This window comes from Pseudomonas sp. 300 (assembly GCF_055803035.1).
This window is the reverse complement of record NZ_JAVLRV010000003.1, coordinates 463939-481473: the sequence shown is the minus strand read 5'-3', so window position 1 is coordinate 481473 and position 17535 is coordinate 463939. Positions and strand designations below refer to the sequence as shown.

12 protein-coding genes are annotated in these 17535 nt (G+C 60.2%); 8 read left to right on the top strand and 4 right to left on the bottom strand.

The genetic code is table 11. The features are described from left to right. Positions 1-89: 89 nt before the first annotated feature. The 4 genes from alr to Q7W83_RS27590 all read left to right on the top strand — a co-directional run bounded on the left by alr (position 90) and on the right by Q7W83_RS27590 (position 4495). On the top strand, positions 90-1163 hold the full coding sequence (alr, locus tag Q7W83_RS27605) for an alanine racemase (protein ID WP_473658144.1): 1074 nt from the start codon (positions 90-92) through the stop codon (positions 1161-1163). Positions 1164-1291: 128 nt separating this feature from the next. Further along, positions 1292-1840, top strand: a complete 549-nt coding sequence (locus Q7W83_RS27600; RefSeq protein WP_150631359.1) for a cupin domain-containing protein — start codon at positions 1292-1294, stop codon at positions 1838-1840. A gap of 182 nt (positions 1841-2022) precedes the next feature. Then, positions 2023-2433: a c-type cytochrome gene (locus tag Q7W83_RS27595; protein WP_150631432.1), complete on the top strand. Its 411-nt coding sequence runs from the start codon at positions 2023-2025 to the stop codon at positions 2431-2433. A gap of 139 nt (positions 2434-2572) precedes the next feature. Next, a complete protein-coding gene (locus Q7W83_RS27590) occupies positions 2573-4495 on the top strand; it encodes an acetyl-CoA hydrolase/transferase C-terminal domain-containing protein (protein ID WP_150653920.1) in 1923 nt (640 codons plus the stop codon). Positions 4496-4624: 129 nt separating this feature from the next. On the opposite strand, the gene Q7W83_RS27585 is transcribed toward Q7W83_RS27590, so the two are convergent. Both Q7W83_RS27585 and rep read right to left on the bottom strand, forming a co-directional pair. Continuing rightward, positions 4625-5197 carry a xanthine phosphoribosyltransferase gene (locus Q7W83_RS27585; RefSeq protein WP_150631361.1) on the bottom strand — a complete coding sequence of 191 codons (573 nt, stop codon included), beginning with the start codon at positions 5195-5197 and terminating at the stop codon, positions 4625-4627. Positions 5198-5267: 70 nt separating this feature from the next. Next, on the bottom strand, positions 5268-7277 hold the full coding sequence (gene rep, locus Q7W83_RS27580) for a DNA helicase Rep (protein WP_150631362.1): 2010 nt from the start codon (positions 7275-7277) through the stop codon (positions 5268-5270). 264 nt (positions 7278-7541) lie between these two features. Here rep and Q7W83_RS27575 point away from each other — a divergent pair, with 264 nt between their 5' ends. Beyond that, positions 7542-9215, top strand: coding sequence for a putative bifunctional diguanylate cyclase/phosphodiesterase (locus tag Q7W83_RS27575; RefSeq protein ID WP_150631363.1), 1674 nt, complete (start codon positions 7542-7544; stop codon positions 9213-9215). Between the two features lie 108 nt (positions 9216-9323). On the opposite strand, the gene Q7W83_RS27570 is transcribed toward Q7W83_RS27575, so the two are convergent. Further along, complete coding sequence (locus Q7W83_RS27570; protein WP_473658140.1) at positions 9324-10718, bottom strand: NorM family multidrug efflux MATE transporter; 1395 nt, start codon at positions 10716-10718, stop codon at positions 9324-9326. 158 nt (positions 10719-10876) lie between these two features. Between Q7W83_RS27570 and Q7W83_RS27565 the strand changes: the two genes are divergently transcribed. From Q7W83_RS27565 to Q7W83_RS27555, 3 genes are all read left to right on the top strand, one after another. Then, entirely contained in the window at positions 10877-11797 is a 921-nt protein-coding gene (locus tag Q7W83_RS27565; RefSeq protein ID WP_150631366.1) for a LysR substrate-binding domain-containing protein, read from the top strand. Positions 11798-11978: 181 nt separating this feature from the next. Continuing rightward, entirely contained in the window at positions 11979-13955 is a 1977-nt protein-coding gene (locus Q7W83_RS27560; RefSeq protein ID WP_150631367.1) for a methyl-accepting chemotaxis protein, read from the top strand. A gap of 257 nt (positions 13956-14212) precedes the next feature. Continuing rightward, positions 14213-15427, top strand: a complete 1215-nt coding sequence (locus Q7W83_RS27555) for an aldose 1-epimerase family protein (RefSeq protein WP_473658137.1) — start codon at positions 14213-14215, stop codon at positions 15425-15427. Positions 15428-15432: 5 nt separating this feature from the next. Here the strand turns inward: Q7W83_RS27555 and Q7W83_RS27550 are convergent, their stop codons facing one another. After that, positions 15433-16926: a YifB family Mg chelatase-like AAA ATPase gene (locus Q7W83_RS27550; protein ID WP_150638126.1), complete on the bottom strand. Its 1494-nt coding sequence runs from the start codon at positions 16924-16926 to the stop codon at positions 15433-15435. Positions 16927-17535 lie beyond the last annotated feature (609 nt).

Genomic DNA, 17535 nt, shown 5'->3' with positions numbered 1-17535 from the left:
GAAAGATCCCTCTCCCGGTGCTGTTGGCGGTTAACGTCGTCAGCCAGCGCCGGTTTTTATTCCCATGACCGCCTAGAAGCCCTGCCGCCATGCGTCCAGCCCGTGCCCTGATCGACCTTCAAGCCCTGCGCCACAATTTCCAGATCGCCCGTGAACTCACCGGGGCCAAGGCCCTCGCGGTGATCAAGGCCGATGCCTACGGCCATGGCGCGGTACGTTGCGCCCAGGCGCTGGAAGCCGACGCGGACGGGTTTGCCGTGGCCTGCATTGAAGAAGCGTTGGAGCTGCGCGCCGCGGGCATTCGGGCGCCGGTGTTGTTGCTGGAAGGCTTTTTCGAAGCCGATGAACTGGCGCTGATCGTCGAGCACGATTTCTGGTGCGTGGTGCATTCGCTGTGGCAACTCGAAGCCATCGAAAAAGCCGCGCTGAGCAAGCCGATCACGGTCTGGCTCAAACTTGATTCGGGCATGCACCGGGTCGGTCTGCATCCAAAGGATTACCAGGCGGGCTATCACCGGCTGCTGGCCAGCGGCAAGGTGGCGAAAGTGGTGCTGATGAGCCATTTCGCCCGCGCCGATGAGCTGCACAGCCAGGCCAGCGCCGAGCAGGTGGCAGTGTTTGAAGCGGCGCGTCAGGGTTTGGCGGCCGAGGTCAGTCTGCGCAACTCGCCGGCAGTGCTCGGTTGGCCGCAGATTCCGAGCGACTGGGTTCGTCCGGGCATCATGCTCTACGGCGCCACGCCGTTCGAGGACGCCAATGCCACGGCGTCGCGCTTGCAACCGGTGATGACCCTGGAATCGAAAGTGATTTGCGTGCGTGAGCTGCCGGCCGGTGAGCCGATCGGTTACGGCGCCAAATTCATCACCCAGAAGCCGATGCGCGTTGGCGTGGTGGCCATGGGTTATGCCGATGGCTATCCGCGTCACGCACCGACCGGTACGCCGGTGTTGGTCGCCGGTCAGCGCAGCCAGTTGATCGGCCGGGTGTCGATGGACATGCTTTGCATCGATTTGACTGACGTGCCGCAAGCAGGTCTGGGGTCGACCGTGGAATTGTGGGGTAAAAACATCCTCGCCAGCGACGTTGCGACGGCCGCGGACACGATTCCTTACCAGCTCTTCTGCAACCTGCGCCGGGTGCCGCTGCTCTATTCCGGGGCCTAGGCCAAAACGCTGCGCACCAGAAGTCGCCTCGCCGAACAGGATTCAGGCCAAAGTGTTGTAAATACTGAACGCTGTCGCCATGATAACGCTCAATATTCCTACAACCTGAATCCCTGGAGGCTCCAGCATTGGACGTCGGTGAACGACTGCAATCCATCCGTAAGCTCAAAGGTCTTTCGCAGCGTGAACTCGCCAAACGCGCGGGCGTCACCAACAGCACCATTTCGATGATCGAGAAGAATAGCGTCAGTCCCTCGATCAGTTCGCTGCGCAAGGTTCTGGGCGGGATTCCCATGTCCATGGTCGAGTTTTTTTCCGAAGAAATCCTGGAGGAAAGACCGACTCAGATCGTCTACAAGGCCAACGAGCTGATCGATATTTCCGATGGTGCCGTGACCATGAAGCTGGTCGGCCGGGCGCACCCGAGCCGCGCTATCGCTTTCCTCAATGAAATCTATCCGCCTGGCGCCGATACCGGTGACGAGATGCTCACCCACGAAGGTGAGGAAACCGGGATTTTGGTGGAGGGTCGGCTTGAACTGGTGGTCGGGCTTGAAACATTTGTGCTCGAAGCGGGCGATAGCTACTACTTTGAAAGTACCAAGCCGCACCGTTTCCGTAATCCGTTCGATGCGCCGGCGCGACTAATCAGCGCAGCCACACCCGCGAATTTCTAAGAGAAGAGGCGTCCTGCCAGCACGGCAGCGGCACCCGAAGGTTTTTTCCGCGGCGCAACAAGACCCCTTCGACTTTGGGGTTGTTTCAGTGCGGCGGGCTTACCGCTATACTTGCGCCCGCCTGCGAACCGTGGCCGTAGGCGTGACTAGCCACCATTGAGGGTGAACGCGTGAACCTAATTATGAAAATGCTGGCTGCACCAGCAACCGTATTGGCCCTATGGGCTGTCAGCGCTCAAGCTGCGACCAACGACGATATTGCCAAACGCCTTGAGCCAGTCGGCCAGGTCTGTGTGACAGGTCAAGAGTGCAAGGGTATGGAAGTGGCTGCCGCTTCTGGCGGCGGTGGTGCCAAGGCACCGAAAGACGTTGTTGCTAAACATTGCAATGCGTGCCACGGAACCGGCCTGCTGGGCGCGCCGAAAATCGGTGACAAGGCTGCCTGGAAAGAACGCGCCGATCACCAGGGCGGCCTCGACGGCATCCTGGCCAAAGCCATTACCGGTATCAACTCGATGCCGCCTAAGGGCACCTGCGCCGACTGCTCCGACGACGAGCTGAAAGGCGCAATCAAAGAGATGTCCGGCCTGTAAAGCGCCTGCATCTTTCGCGAAAAAGCCGCTTTCGAGCGGCTTTTTTGTGCCCGCGATTTAACGTCCGAGACTGTTCATTGCAGCAAAGACCCGGCAAGCTCGGTCCAACCCCAATTCACGGAAAGTACGGGAGGATCAGATGGTGCAGCTGTGTTCTATCGAGCAAGCGGTCGATGAGGTGCTGGCACGGTTGCCGGCGCATATCCACATGGGCCTGCCCCTCGGTCTGGGCAAACCCAACCACTTCGTCAACGCGCTGTATCAACGCGTGGCGCAACTGCCCGAACGGCAGCTGACGATCTATACCGCGCTGTGCCTGGGCCGTCCTGCATTGGGCGACGGTTTGCAGAAGCGCTTCCTTGAGCCCTTCATCGAGCGAGTGTTCGGCGACTACCCGGAGCTGGATTTCCTCGCGGGTCTGCACAAGGACAACCTGCCGCCCAACATCCATGTTCAGCAGTTTTTCATGCAACCCGGCAGCCTGCTTCACAGCGAATCGGCTCAGCAGGATTACGTCAGCAGCAACTACAGCCACGCCGCGCGGGACATCTACGCGGCCGGTTTGAACCTGGTCGCGCAACTGGTGGCCAGCCACTCCGAACACCCGGATCGCCTGAGCCTGAGCTGCAACCCGGACATCACCCTCGACCTGTTCCCGATGATCGCCAAGCGCAGGGCAGCGGGGCAGACAGTCTTGCTCGTGGGCCAGGTGCACAACGACTTGCCGTACATGCCCGGTGATGCCGAAATCGGCATCGACACTTTCGACCTGCTGGTCGACGAGAAAGACAACACCACGCTGTTCTCGACGCCGAACATGCCGGTGGGTTTCCAGGACCATTTCATCGGATTACACGCCAGCGCCCTGGTTCGTGATGGCGGCACCTTGCAGATCGGCATCGGTGCCATGGGCGATGCGCTGACGGCGGCGTTGCTGGCGCGGCAGGCCGACAATGCCGGTTACAAGGCCTTACTGGCGGAGATCAATCTCAGCCAATGGGCGCAGTTGATCGACCGCGAGGGCGGCATCGAACCCTTCGCCAAAGGCCTGTACGGTTGCAGTGAAATGTTCGTCAACGGCTTGTTGGTGCTGGCCGATGCCGGGATCCTGCGGCGCAAGGTCTACCCGGATGTGGCCACTCAGCAGCAGGCGAATGCCGGCACGCTGGACGAGGCCGCGCAGACTGACGGCATTTCGGTGCACGGCGGATTTTTCCTCGGGCCGCGCAGCTTTTATGAACGCCTGCGCGAGCTGCCGCAGAGCAAGCGGCTCGAATTCAACATGACCCACATCAGCTACATCAACGAGCTCTACGGCCAGGAAGAACTCAAACGCTTGCAACGCCTGGATGCGCGATTCATCAACACCGTGTTTACCATGACGTTGCTTGGCGCCGGCGTGGCCGATCAGCTCGAAGACGGGCGGGTGCTCAGCGGTGTCGGCGGGCAGTACAACTTCGTCGCCCAGGGCCATGCGCTGGAGGGCGCGCGTTCGATTCTGCTGCTGCGCAGCTGGCGCGAGGCGGGCGGGGAGGTCAGTTCCAACATCGTCTGGCAGTACGGCCATTGCACGATCCCGCGGCATCTGCGCGACATCGTCGTCACCGAATACGGCGTCGCTGATTTACGCGGCAAGACGGACGCGGCGGTGATCGAGGCGTTGCTCAACATCAGCGATTCGCGTTTCCAGTCGGGGTTGATCGAACAGGCGCAGAGCGCCGGGAAACTACCGAAGAATTTCCGCCTCGATCCGCGCTTTGCCGACAACCGCCCGGAACGCTTGCAGGCGATTCAGGCCGGGCATCCGCAGTTGTTTCCGGAGTATCCGCTGGGGAGTGATTTCACGGCTGAAGAGCGGGACCTGTTGCGGGCGCTGAACTGGCTGAAGAGCAAGTTCAAGCTGACGGAGATTCTGGAGTTGGGCAAGGCTGCGCTGGATGCGCCAGAGGCTTCGGCGTTTCCCGAGCATCTGGAGCGGATGCAGCTGAGCAATCCGGAAGGCCTGAAAGAGGATTTATTTCAGCGGTTGTTGCTCGCCGGCCTGAAAGCCACCGCGCAATAACGCCTAACGCATAACCAACTGTGGGAGCCAGCCTGCTGGCGATGGCTGTCTGTCAGTCATGAAGATTTTGACTGACACGACGCCATCGCCAGCAGGCTGGCTCCCACAGGGGGAATGCGGTGTTGCGGATTACTTGATGAAGGTTACAACGCCATCCTTCAGCGACTGCACCCGAGCCAGCGACTCAACCCGATAACCCTGCGCATCCAGTTCCGCACGCCCACCCTGGAACGACTTCTCGATCACGATCCCCAAACCGGCCACGGTCGCGCCGGCCTGCTTGATGATCGAGATCAGTGCTTGGGACGCCTTACCGTTGGCCAAAAAGTCATCGATGATCAGCACGCGGTCGCTGCTGGTCAGGTGGCGCGGGGAGATCGCCACCGTGCTCTCGGTCTGCTTGGTGAACGAGTAAACGGTCGCCGACAGCAGGTTTTCGGTCAGGGTCAGGGACTGATGCTTGCGCGCAAAGATCACCGGCACGCCGAGGTTCAGACCGGTCATGATCGCTGGGGCGATGCCCGAAGCTTCGATGGTGACGATCTTGGTGATGCCCGAGTCCTTGAACAGCGCAGCGAACTCGTCGCCGATCAATTTCATCAGCGCCGGGTCGATCTGGTGGTTCAAAAAGGCGTCGACCTTCAGGACCTGATCGGAAAGCACGATGCCTTGTTCGCGAATTTTCTGGTGCAGTGCTTCCATGAAGCGATCCTCTACTGGCGCCGTGTGCGCCTAGCTTGTCAAAAAGTGTTTGGTTGAAAAGTGCTCAATTCTAGCGCTTTAGCATCGCCCGTATATCCGCCAGTGCGGTGTTGCCGCGAACGGCTTTGACTTCAACCGGCGTGTCATCGGTGCCTTCCCAAGCCAGGTCGTCCGGCGGCAGTTCATCGAGGAAGCGGCTCGGTGCGCAGTCGATGATCTCGCCGTATTGCTTACGCTTGGCGGCGAAGGTGAAGGCCAGTGTCTGACGCGCGCGGGTAATTCCGACGTAGGCCAGGCGGCGTTCTTCTTCGATGGTGTCGGCTTCGATGCTGGAACGGTGCGGGAGGATTTCCTCTTCCATGCCCATGATGAACACGTAGGGGAATTCCAGACCCTTGGAGGCATGCAAGGTCATCATCTGCACGCCTTCGGCGCCATCTTCCTCTTCCTGCTGACGTTCCAGCATGTCGCGCAGGACGAGTTTGCCGATGGCGTCCTCGACGGTCATCTCGCCTTCTTCGTCTTTCTCCAGGGTGTTTTTCAACGCCTCGATCAGGAACCAGACGTTACCCATGCGGTAGTCGGCGGCCTTGTCGCTGGAGCTGTTGGTGCGCAGCCAGTTCTCGTAGTCGATGTCCATGACCATGCTGCGCAGCGCCGAGATCGGATCTTCGCCGGCGCACTGTTCGCGAACCTTGTCCATGAAACGCTTGAAGCGCGACAGGCGATCGGTGAAGCGCGCATCCAGGTGTTCGCCCAGACCGATTTCGTCGGTGGCGGCGTACATCGAGATCTTGCGTTCGGTGGCGTAGTTGCCGAGCTTTTCCAGGGTGGTCGAACCGATCTCCCGGCGTGGGACGTTGATTACCCGCAGGAAGGCATTGTCGTCATCCGGGTTCACGATCAGGCGGAAGTAGGCCATCAGGTCTTTGACTTCCTGACGTCCGAAAAAGCTGTTGCCGCCCGACAATCGATACGGAATCTGGTGGTGCTGCAGCTTCAGCTCGATCAGCTTGGCCTGGTAGTTACCGCGATACAGAATTGCGAAATCGCTGTAGGGCCGGTCGGTACGCAAATGCAGGGTCAGCAACTCCACGGCCACGCGCTCGGCTTCGGCGTCCTCGTTGCGGCAGCGAATCACGCGGATTTCGTCGCCGTGGCCCATCTCGCTCCACAGCTGTTTTTCGAACTCATGCGGGTTGTTCGAGATCAGCACGTTGGCGCAGCGCAGGATGCGGCTGGTGGAGCGATAGTTCTGCTCCAGCATGACGACTTTCAGGGACGGGTAATCGTCCTTGAGCAGCATCAGGTTTTCCGGGCGGGCGCCGCGCCAGGCGTAGATCGACTGGTCGTCGTCGCCCACCACGGTGAACTGGTTGCGCGTGCCGATCAGCAACTTCACCAGCAAATACTGGCTGGCGTTGGTGTCCTGGTATTCGTCCACCAGCAGGTAGCGGACTTTGTTCTGCCACTTTTCGAGGATGTCGGCGTGTTCCTGGAACAGCTTCACCGGCAGCAGGATCAGGTCGTCGAAGTCCACCGCGTTGAACGCCTTGAGCGTGCGCTGGTAGTGGGTGTAGACGATGGCGGCGGTCTGTTCCTTGGGGTTGCGTGCGTTTTCCAGAGCTTCGGCCGGCAGGATCAGGTCGTTTTTCCACGAGCCGATCATGTTCTTGATCTCGTCGACGCCGTCGTCGCCGGCGTATTCCTTTTGCATGATGTCGGTCATCAGGGCTTTGACATCGGTCTCGTCGAAAATCGAGAAGCCCGGTTTGTAGCCCAGCCGCGCGTGTTCCTTGCGGATGATGTTCAGACCCAGATTGTGGAAAGTGCACACCGTCAGGCCACGACCTTCGCCGCCTTTGAGCAGGGTGCCGACCCGTTCCTTCATCTCGCGCGCGGCCTTGTTGGTAAAGGTCATGGCGACGATGTACTGGGCGCGGATGCCGCAGTTCTGGATCAAGTGCGCGATCTTGCGCGTGATCACGCTGGTCTTGCCGGAGCCTGCACCGGCGAGCACCAAAAGAGGGCCGCCGACGTAGCTCACGGCTTCTTGCTGCCGGGGATTGAGTCGGGACATACGAAATCAGGGAGTCGTTTGCGAAATGGGCCGGCATTTTAACAGGCTCAGCGAATTGTGCTGCTCTCTCCGACTTGTGACGCAATACGCTATCTATATTTGCCGGTTTTGTTACTTTCACGCAGGATGCGCGATGAGTTTGCGTCTAATGTTCGTAATTCCGGATACAAAAGCCTCGTTTGATAACTGATGTCATTTGGTCATTGGTTATCGGCACGGCATAATGCCCGCCGCCTACATCATTGCAGAGTCTAGGGAGCTAGCTTGTCTACGCCTGTCGAACCCTTGCGTTTGCTGCTACTGGCTGAAGAGCCAGCGTGGGCAGCGTTGTTGCGCGAGTGTCTGGCTCCGATGGGGAGCTCGGCCGTGCTCATCAGCGCTCCAAGCTGGGAATCGGTCAGCACTCTGTTCGATGACAACCGCAGCGCGGTGTTGTTGACGATCCCGGCCCTTCAGCCGGCGCCCGGCCGTTGCAATTTGCCAACGGTGTTGCTGCTCGAACAAGAGCCGCTGTTGCCGCCCGATGGCGTGAGCGACTGGCTGGTGCGCGATCATCTCGACCCTGGCATGTTGCGCCGTTGCCTGCGCCATGTGCGCGAGCGCGGCGTACTGGAAAACACCCTGCAGCGCCTGGCCGAGCAAGACCCGCTGACCGGCATCGCCAACCGCCAGGGTTTCCAGACCTTGCTGGCTGCGCGCCTGGCAGAAAACGAGGGGCGCGGCCTGGCCCTCGGTCACCTCGACCTCGACAACTTCCGCCACGCCAACGACGCCCTCGGCCATCAGGCCGGCGATCGGTTGATCCTGCAAGTGGTCGCGCGCCTGAAAAGCCAGCTCGAGGCCGGCGATCAACTGGCGCGGCTGGGCAGCGATGAGTTCGCCCTGCTGATCGACACCCGCCGCGCGCCGCAACGTGCCGAGTGGATGGCCGAACGCATCACCGAGGCGTTGGCCGAGCCTTATTGGGTCGACGGCGAAAGCCTGTTGATCGGTTCCAGCCTGGGCATTGCCCACGCCCGCGCCCAAGCCGGCGCCGACCCGCTGATGTGGCACGCGCACATCGCCATGCAGCAGGCCAAGAGCACCCAAGGCTGCACCTTTCACATCTTCAACGAACGCATCAACCGCAATGCCCGCAGCATGGCCGACCTCGAAAGCGAGTTGCGCCGGGCGTTGCGTCGCGATGAGCTGGAACTGCATTACCAGCCACGCCTGAACCTGGAAGACGGCAAGATTGTCGGCCTCGAAGCCCTGGTGCGCTGGCGCCACGCAGAACGTGGCTTGCTGCCGCCAAGCGAGTTTGTGCCACTGGCCGAGCAAAGCGGTTTGATCGTGCCGCTCGGTTACTGGGTGATTTCCCGTGCACTGCGCGACATGCAGGCGCTGCGCGAGCTGGGTTTGCCGGCGTTGCACATGGCGATCAACCTGTCGTTCCGGCAGTTTCAGGACAGCCAGTTGCTTTCGACCCTGAGCCGGCTGATTGCGGAACGTGGCGTCGAGGCGCAATGGCTGGAATTCGAACTGACCGAAACCGCCGTCATGCGCCGCAGTGATCTGGTGAAGCAGACCATGGATGCCCTTGGGCGTCTGGGCGTGCGCTTCTCTCTCGACGACTTCGGCACCGGGTTTTCGTCCTTCGTGCACCTCAACAGCCTGCCGATTGCCTTGCTGAAGGTCGACAAGAGTTTCGTCGGCGGAATGGAAGGGCGCGAAGAGAATCGCAAACTGGTGCACGCGATGATCAACCTGGCGCACAACCTCAATCTGGAAGTGGTCGCCGAGGGCGTGGAAACGCCGGAGCAGCTGGATCTGTTGCGCGGATTTGGTTGCGATCAGGTGCAAGGCTATCTGATCAGCAAGCCGTTGCCGTTGACGGAGCTGGTTGAGTATTTGAGCTTTGGCAGCAGTCAGCAGCCGATCTTAGAGGTCGGGAGCTGACGACGAACGAATGTGGGAGCGAGCCTGCTCGCGATAGCGGATTATCAGTCGACATTAATGTTGACTGACATGGCCTCATCACGAGCAGGCTCGCTCCTACACGGGATCTCAGTCCGGCTGGGCGACTTCGAAACGCTGCGACGACGGCTCCCGCCGAATCATCCGCTTCATCTTCCACTCAAACGCCAGTGTCAGGCTCACCGCTGCGCACGCCAGCCCCAGCGCCAACCCCCACCAGACGCCCGTCGGTCCCCAGTTCAGATGGAAGGCCATCCACCAGGCGGCAGGGGCGCCAATCAGCCAATAGCAACCCAGCCCGACCAGGAACGTGGTCTTGGCATCCTTGAGCCCGCGAATGCAGCCCATGGCGATGGTTTGCGTACCGTCGAACAGCTCGAACCACGCCGCCACCGCCAGCAGGCTCACAGCCAGTTCGATGACCGGGCGGAAGGCCGGGTCGTTGTGGTCCAGGAACAGGCCGATCAACTGATGGGGTAGCAGCCAGAAGACCATCGCGAAGCCGAGCATCGCTGCCGCGCCGAACGCGATCCCGACCCGTCCGGCCAGTCGCGCGTCCAGCAGCTGCCCGGCGCCGTAATGCTGGCCGATGCGCATGGTGATCGCATAGGAAAGCCCCGCCGGAATCATGAACGCCACTGAGACGATCTGCAGCGCGATCTGGTGCGCGCCCAGTTGCGTGCTGCCCATGGTGCCCATGCACAACGCGGCGAAGGCAAACAGCCCGACTTCCACTGCGTAGGTGCCGCCAATCGGCAGGCCCAGGCGCCACAACTCTTTCAGATACTGCCGGTTAGGCCGCGACAAACCCTGGCACAACGGATACGCGTCGTACGCCGGATGCCGCCGAATGTGCAGCGCCAACGCCACGGCCATCAGGTTGGCGACAATCGCCGTGACCAGACCGATGCCCACCAGGCCCATTTTCGGCAGGCCGAACATCCCGGTGATCAACGCATAATTGAGCACGAAGTTGGCCACCGTGCCGCCGAGGCTGATGACCATCACCGGCGTCGCCCGGCCGATCGCGCTGGTGAAACCGCGCAGGGCCATGAAACTCAGGTAGCCGGGCAGGGCGAACGGCAGGATCAACAGGAACTGCCCGGCTGCCTGAACGTTGGTTTCAGTCTGGCCGAACAGCAACAGCACCGGTTTGAGATTCCACAGCAGCAAACCGGCGACCAACGCCATCAACCACGCCAGCCACAAACCGGCCTGGGTCAGCCGCGCCGCACCGGCGATATCGCCCGCGCCCTGACGGATCGCCACCAGAGTGCCGACCGCCGCAATCACGCCAATGCAAAAGATCGACACAAACGAATAGGTCGCCGCGCCGAGCCCGCCGCCGGCCAGCGCTTCGGGGCTCAGGCGCGCCATCATCAAGGTGTCGGTGAGGACCATCAGCATGTGCGCCAACTGCGAGGCAATCAACGGCCCCGCCAGCCGCAGGATGGCCCAGAGTTCAATACGCGCTGGATGCTGCATGGTCATCACGCTCTAGGGTCGAAGAGAACAGGAAAGCGTCGATTCTCGGCGCTCTGCAGGGTTTGCACAAAGGGATAAAAAGGATGGGTGGCATGATTAAAACTCATCCAGGGGAGTTTCTGATAAGTTGACGAAATTACGCCATAGGAGCTTTCCGTATGTCCCGTCGTCTTCCTCCTCTTTATGCCCTTCGCGCATTTGAAGCGGCGGCGCGGCATAGCTCGTTTACCCGTGCCGCTGAAGAGTTGTCGATTACGCAGAGCGCGGTCAGTCGGCACATTCGTACGCTTGAAGAGCATTTTGCCTGCCGGCTGTTTCACCGCAGCGGGCGCAATTTGCAACTGACCGAGTCGGCGCGGCTGATCCTGCCGGGCATTCGCGAAGGATTCACCGCCCTTGAGCGCGCCTGCAATACCTTGCGCGCCGAAGATGACATCCTGCGCATGAAGGCGCCGTCGACCCTGACCATGCGCTGGCTGCTGGCGCGGCTCAGCCGTTTCCGCCACCTGCAACCGGGTAACGAGGTGCAACTGACCAGCGCCTGGATGGACATCGACTCGGTGGACTTCAACCATGAACCGTTCGACTGCGCCGTGATCCTCAGCAACGGGCATTTTCCGCCGGACTGGGAGGCGAGTCTGCTGTTCCCGGAGGAACTGATTCCGGTCGGCGCGCCGAATCTTCTGAAGGATCAACCGTGGGACGTCGCGCGCCTGGCCAATGCCGAATTGCTGCACCCGACGCCGGACCGACGTGACTGGCGCAACTGGCTTGAGCGCATGGGATTGACCGATCAGGTGTCGCTCAAGGGCGGACAGGTGTTCGATACGCTGGAGCTGGGGATGATTGCCGCCGCCCGGGGTTATGGCGTGTCCATGGGCGATCTTTTGATGGTGGCCGAGGATGTGGCGCAGGGCCGTCTGAGTTTGCCGTGGCCGACTGCCGTCGCCAGCGGTGAGCATTATTACCTCGTCTGGCCGAAAACCCGCCCCGGAGGTGAACGTTTGCGCCGCCTCAGCGATTTTCTGCAAAGCGAAGCGCAGGCCATGAAATTGCCGGACGTCGAGCACTTGAGCTGAATCGATAGAGCCCTCGAAATAGCGGCCTTGAGCCATATCCCGGCTTTTCACTCAAGTATTCAGGTTTGCCGCCGAAAATCTGCAGATGGAACCTTCGTGCAGGTTCGACGCAATTCCCATTATTAGAAATTTTGCTGAGTAGCCGATCAAGGAGGATCAGATCGCTCGGCCAGGAGCTGTCATGTCTCAACCTCGTGCCCGGATTGCCTCACAGCTTGGTCTTGCGCTCGCCGTTATTCTGGCGATTGTCATCAGCGGCAGCACCCTGTTCGCCTTGCGTTCGCTGGACACGGCCAACCTCGCTACCCGCGAAGAACACCTGGCCAGCGAGGCGAGGTTGCTGGCCGACCAGTTGAGTACGTTTCACGGCACATTGCGTGAAAGTACCCAACGCCTGGCGGGGCTGTTCGAGAAGCGCTTCAGCGCAGGGTTGAGCGTACATCCGGACGAACCGGTGACCGTGGCGGGCACGCAGACCCCCGGCCTGCACTTGGGCAGCGAGGTGCTGAACAACAACTTCAAGGAAGTGGACGAGTTCAAGCAAATGACCGCGGGCGTTGCGACGGTGTTCGTGCGCAGCGGCGATGAGTTCATTCGGGTCAGTACGAACGTCACTAAACAGGACGGCAGCCGCGCCATCGGCACGTTGCTCGATCACGCGAACCCGGCTTACACCCGCCTGTTGGCGGGGCAGAATTACGTGGGTCGAGCCTTGCTGTTCGAACGCTTCTACATGTCGCAATACACCCCCGTACGCGACAGCAGCGGTAAGGTTATTGCCGTGCTGTACGTAGGGTTCGATTACACCGACGCGCAGAACGCGCAATTTGCCAACCTCACACGCTTCCGCATCGGGCAGACCGGTTCTCTGGCATTGCTCGATGAGCAGAACAAATGGCTGGTGCCGATTGCAGGCGTGCAAGCACCGGATCAAGCGGTCAAGACGATAAACAGTCTGGCCAAGACGCCGGGTAAAGGTGAGTTCTGGAGCGACAAATCCGAAGACTTCTACAGCATTGCCGTGCCATTTGAAGGCGGGCCGTGGTCAGTCGTGGCGAGCATGCCGAAAAGCGAAATCCGTGCTGTCACCTGGGCTGTCGGCATTCAATTGGCAATTGGCAGCCTGCTGGCGATGTTGATCGCCGTGGGCTCGGCTGTCTGGCTGCTGCGCAGCAAGCTGGCGCCGCTGGGTGATCTGGTACGTCAGGCCGAAGCTTTGGGTGCGGGTGATCTGAGCGTGCGCCTGAGTGTGTCGAGCAACGACGAAATCGGTCAGTTGGCCCGCGCCTTCAACCAGATGAGCCAAGCGCTGTCGACCATGGTCGAGCACATCCGCAAGGCCTCGCAAGAGGTCAACAGCCGTGCCCAGGCGTTGTCCGGTTTGTCGGGTGGTGCCTATGAAGGCATGGAGCAGCAGTCCGGCGAGATCACCAGTATGGCCGGCGCCGTGGAAGAATTCAGCGCCACCTCGTTGAACATTGCCGACAACATGGGCAGCACTCAGCGTCTGGCGCAGGAAAACGCACAGCAAACCCAGATCGGTCGTACATCGATGGATGAAGCGTCCTCGTCCCTGGAGCAAATCGCTGGCGCGCTGAACAGCACCGCCACGGTGATCAACACCTTGGGTCAGCGTTCGCAGGAAATCGGGGGCATTGTCGGCGTGATCACCTCGATTGCCGAGCAAACCAACCTGCTGGCGCTCAACGCCGCCATCGAAGCGGCGCGTGCCGGTGAACAAGGTCGCGGTTTTGCGGTGGTGGCCGATGAAGTGCGCAACCTGGCTTCACGCACCCGCCAGGCCACTGACGAAATTTCCGGGATGATCCAAAGCATTCAGCAGGAAACCGGCAACGCCATCAGCACCATGGAGCAGGGCAACGTTCTGATGCAGGAAGGCTTGTCGCGCAACGCCAATGTCGCTTCAGCACTGGCGCGGATCGATGAGCAAAGCCGTTCCGCCGGTGAACAATTCGCGGCGATCACCACGGCGACCCAGGAGCAGAGCAGCACCGCGACCCTGCTCAGCAGCAACCTGCAAAGCATTGCGCTGGCGAACAGCGAGCAACGGGAAGTGGTGTCGAACCTGGCGGTTACTGCCAAGGAGCTTGAAAGCCTGGCGGCGGACTTGCGTTCTGAGGTTGACCGGTTTCGGTGAGGCGTCTCTGAAGTAGTCATCGCGAGCAGGCTCGCTCCCACATTAGAACTGCGGTGTTCACAAATATTGTGTTCGCCTCAGATCCAATGTGGGAGCGAGCCTGCTCGCCAAGGGATCGACCCCATTTTCGATTTGCCGCACATTCGCGGATCAATACCCCTCGATTGTCTTCTTGGCGTTTGTCTCCCATCTTTTAACTTGATGAATCGTTTCAGCAAGTCTATAAAAATGGCACAACTCCAAGAAAGGCTCCTGCCATGACTCCGCTCAAACTCATCATCGCGCTCAGCGCATTCTCTGCTGCCTCCCACGCAATGGCCTGGGACTACGTTCTTCTCGACACCGAAAAGGCTGCCCAGAACTGGCAAATCACCAGCCAGCAACTCGGGGTGAAAACCGACAAACCCTTTTCCGTAACCCTGCGAACTCTGCACGGCGGTCGGCAGGAGGGTGTCAGCATCGTCGACATCGATAACGGCACGATGAAACTCTCGGTGGTGCCTACTCGCGGGATGAACGTCCTGCAAGCCTCGGTCGGCAATGTGCGCATGGGCTGGGATTCGCCGGTCAAGGAAGTGGTCAATCCATCCTTCATCGAACTCAACGGTCGTGGTGGACTGGGCTGGCTGGAAGGTTTCAACGAGTTGGTCACCCGCTGCGGCTACGAGTGGGTCGGCCACCCCGGTATGGACAACGGCGAGTTGCTGACTCTGCACGGCCGCGCTGCCAACATCCCGGCCAGCACCGTCACCCTGCGCATCGACGAAAAACCGCCGTATGCCATCAGCCTGCGCGGCGAGCTGAAAGAGCAGGCGTTCAAGAAAGTCGACTTTTCTGTCACAACCGAACTGGTCACTGAACCGGGCAGTGTGAGCTTCAGCCTCAACGATACTCTGACCAATAACGGCGACTATCCGAAGGAATACCAGGCGCTGTACCACAGTAACTTCAGCACCCCGTTCCTTGAGCAGGGCGCCCGCTTCGCCGCACCGGTGAAGCAGGTCTCGCCGTTCAATGACAAGGCCAAAGACGACCTGCCGGACTGGCAGACCTACCGCGCACCGACCAAGGACTACGACGAAACGGTTTACAACGTCGTGCCATATGCCGACGCCAAGGGCGATACGCTGACGGTCCTGCACAACAAGGCCGCTAACCTGGGCATTTCGGTCGGCTTCAACACTCAAACGCTGCCCGTGTTTTCGCTGTGGAAAAACACCGATACCCAAGGCCAGGGCTACGTCACCGGTCTCGAGCCGGGGACCAGCTTCTCCTATAACCGGCGCTATCAGCGGCCGCTGGGGCTGGTGCCGACGATTGCACCGAAGGAGCACAAGCAGTTTCAGATCAGCTACAGCCTGTTGGCGGACAAGGGTGCTGTGGACAAGGCGCTGAAACGGGTGAGTGATATTCAGGGCGGGCGTGAAACCGAGGTGCGGCAGACGCCGTTGGTGGATCTCACCAAGGAGTGACTTCATCAGCTGGCGGTTGGCCGGTACTGCAACGCTTCCGCCAGATGCTCACGAGTGATGCCATTGACCTGTTCGAGGTCCGCCAATGTGCGCGCGACCTTGAGCAGTCGGTGGGCCGACCTGAGTGACAAGGTCAAACGCTCGCAGGCGGTTTCCAGCCAGGCTTCGTCGGTTGTGGATAACTTGCAGTGACGGCGCAGTCCCGGCAAATCAAGGAATGCATTGGCACAACCTTGGCGTTTGTGTTGCCGCTCCCGGGCTTCGGCGACCAGCGCTGCAGCAGTGGCGGTGTCATCGCCGGGTTTTAGCGCAGGATTCAACGCCGTGGGTTCCCGGGCGACGGTCAGGTGCAGGTCGATGCGATCCAGCAGTGGCCCCGACAGTTTGTTGCGGTAACGCTGGACCATGTCCGGGGTACAGCTGCATTTGCCACTGGGTTCGCCAAGATATCCACAGGGACACGGGTTCATCGCGGCGACCAATTGAAAGCGCGCGGGAAACCTCACGCGATCCTTGGCGCGGGAAATCACGATGTGGCCGGATTCCAGTGGTTCTCTTAAAACCTCCAACACCTTGCGATCGAATTCCGGAAGTTCGTCGAGGAACAGCACACCATGATGGGCGAGGGTGATTTCGCCGGGTTGTGGTTTTGAGCCACCGCCCACCAACGCCGGGCCCGAGGCTGAATGGTGGGGTTGGCGGAAGGGTCGTTGCGGCCAGTGACTCAAGGGCACGCAACTGGTGACGGACTGAATGGCGGCGACTTCCAGTGCTTCATTTTCTGCCAATGGCGGAAGCAGTCCTGGCAAACGACTCGCCAAAAGCGTTTTTCCCGTACCCGGTGGTCCGCTGAACAGCAGGTTATGAGCGCCCGCCGCCGCGATCAGCAGAGCGCGCTTGGCCGACAGTTGGCCCTGTACTTCATTCAAGTCTGGATAGGGTTTGCTGGCGTAGAGCAGGCCATTGGAAACGTAGGGCTCGACCGGTGTATGCCCATTGAAATGCGCAACGGCTTCCAGCAGGTGATCCACGGCAAACACCTTCAACCCTGACGCCAGGCACGCTTCCTCGGCGTTCGCTCGCGGCACCATCAACGAGCGCCCGGCCTTGCGCGCTGCCAGCGCTGCCGGCAACACGCCTCTCACGGCACGTACCGCGCCGGACAACGCCAACTCTCCAAGGCATTCAATGTCATCCAGTGTCAACGTCGGCACCTGCACGCTGGCAGAGAGAATCCCCAAAGCAATCGCCAGATCGAATCGTCCGCCGTCCTTCGGCAAATCAGCGGGGGCGAGATTGAGCGTGATACGCCGCGCCGGGAATTGCAGGCCTGAGTTGATGATCGCACTGCGTACCCGATCCTTGCTTTCCTTCACAGCGGCTTCGGGCAAGCCGACCATCGTCAATGACGGCAGACCGTTGGCCAGATGGACTTCTACGGTAACGGCGGGCGCATCCACGCCAATCTGGGCGCGGCTGTGGACGATGGAGAGGGACATGGTCGTTCCTTGAACTTTTACGGGAACCGCTTCCTGCGGTTTTTGAAGGGTAGTCGGGGGCGCGTGATGGCGCAGGTGCCAAATATTCGCAGGATGTTGCGAGTGTCTTTCTGATGGGTGAAGCGTAAGGGAGTGGGGATCTACGACGTAATCAGTCGCGGGATGAGGTTGTTGTAGCACGTTGCCTGGATCTATGAAGGACTGCGGCGAAAGCTGAATCGAAGGCGATAAAAAACCGCCTTGAGGAAGCGGTTTTTTGTGTGGTTTCGGGGAGGCTAGGGCCTGCGTCCTTAGTGAATACACTCACGGTGCTGAGGTTGTTCACCTTTTGTTGTCGAATTAGCCGTAGCGGGTGCTCTGTAACCGGCGAGCCAGCCGCTTGGTTCCAACTCTTTACCGCGAGCCGCAGCAACCTCAAAAAAGCGGCGTTGAGTGGCAGATACGTTCCCGGCCAGCCGGAGTGCCTCCGCATGATATCCAGCGATGAGTCGCAGTTTGTCTTTTCGTTTTCCGGGTTTCATAGCGATCTCTTCTGGATTTGCAGATGGTTTTACAGGTTGATCAGCTTAAGAGGTGAGCGCGGTAGTGATGCAATGAGAATTGGTGCTC

Excerpts from the sequence above, each read along its gene's own strand:
- alr (WP_473658144.1), top strand. The coding sequence starts at position 90 with ATGCGTCCAGCCCGTGCCCTGATCGACCTTCAAGCCCTGCGCCACAAT.
- Q7W83_RS27595 (WP_150631432.1), top strand. The coding sequence starts at position 2,023 with ATGAAAATGCTGGCTGCACCAGCAACCGTATTGGCCCTATGGGCTGTC.
- Q7W83_RS27590 (WP_150653920.1), top strand. The coding sequence starts at position 2,573 with ATGGTGCAGCTGTGTTCTATCGAGCAAGCGGTCGATGAGGTGCTGGCA.
- Q7W83_RS27585 (WP_150631361.1), bottom strand. The coding sequence starts at position 5,197 with ATGGAAGCACTGCACCAGAAAATTCGCGAACAAGGCATCGTGCTTTCC.
- rep (WP_150631362.1), bottom strand. The coding sequence starts at position 7,277 with ATGTCCCGACTCAATCCCCGGCAGCAAGAAGCCGTGAGCTACGTCGGC.
- Q7W83_RS27570 (WP_473658140.1), bottom strand. The coding sequence starts at position 10,718 with ATGCAGCATCCAGCGCGTATTGAACTCTGGGCCATCCTGCGGCTGGCG.
- Q7W83_RS27565 (WP_150631366.1), top strand. The coding sequence starts at position 10,877 with ATGTCCCGTCGTCTTCCTCCTCTTTATGCCCTTCGCGCATTTGAAGCG.
- Q7W83_RS27560 (WP_150631367.1), top strand. The coding sequence starts at position 11,979 with ATGTCTCAACCTCGTGCCCGGATTGCCTCACAGCTTGGTCTTGCGCTC.
- Q7W83_RS27555 (WP_473658137.1), top strand. The coding sequence starts at position 14,213 with ATGACTCCGCTCAAACTCATCATCGCGCTCAGCGCATTCTCTGCTGCC.
- Q7W83_RS27550 (WP_150638126.1), bottom strand. The coding sequence starts at position 16,926 with ATGTCCCTCTCCATCGTCCACAGCCGCGCCCAGATTGGCGTGGATGCG.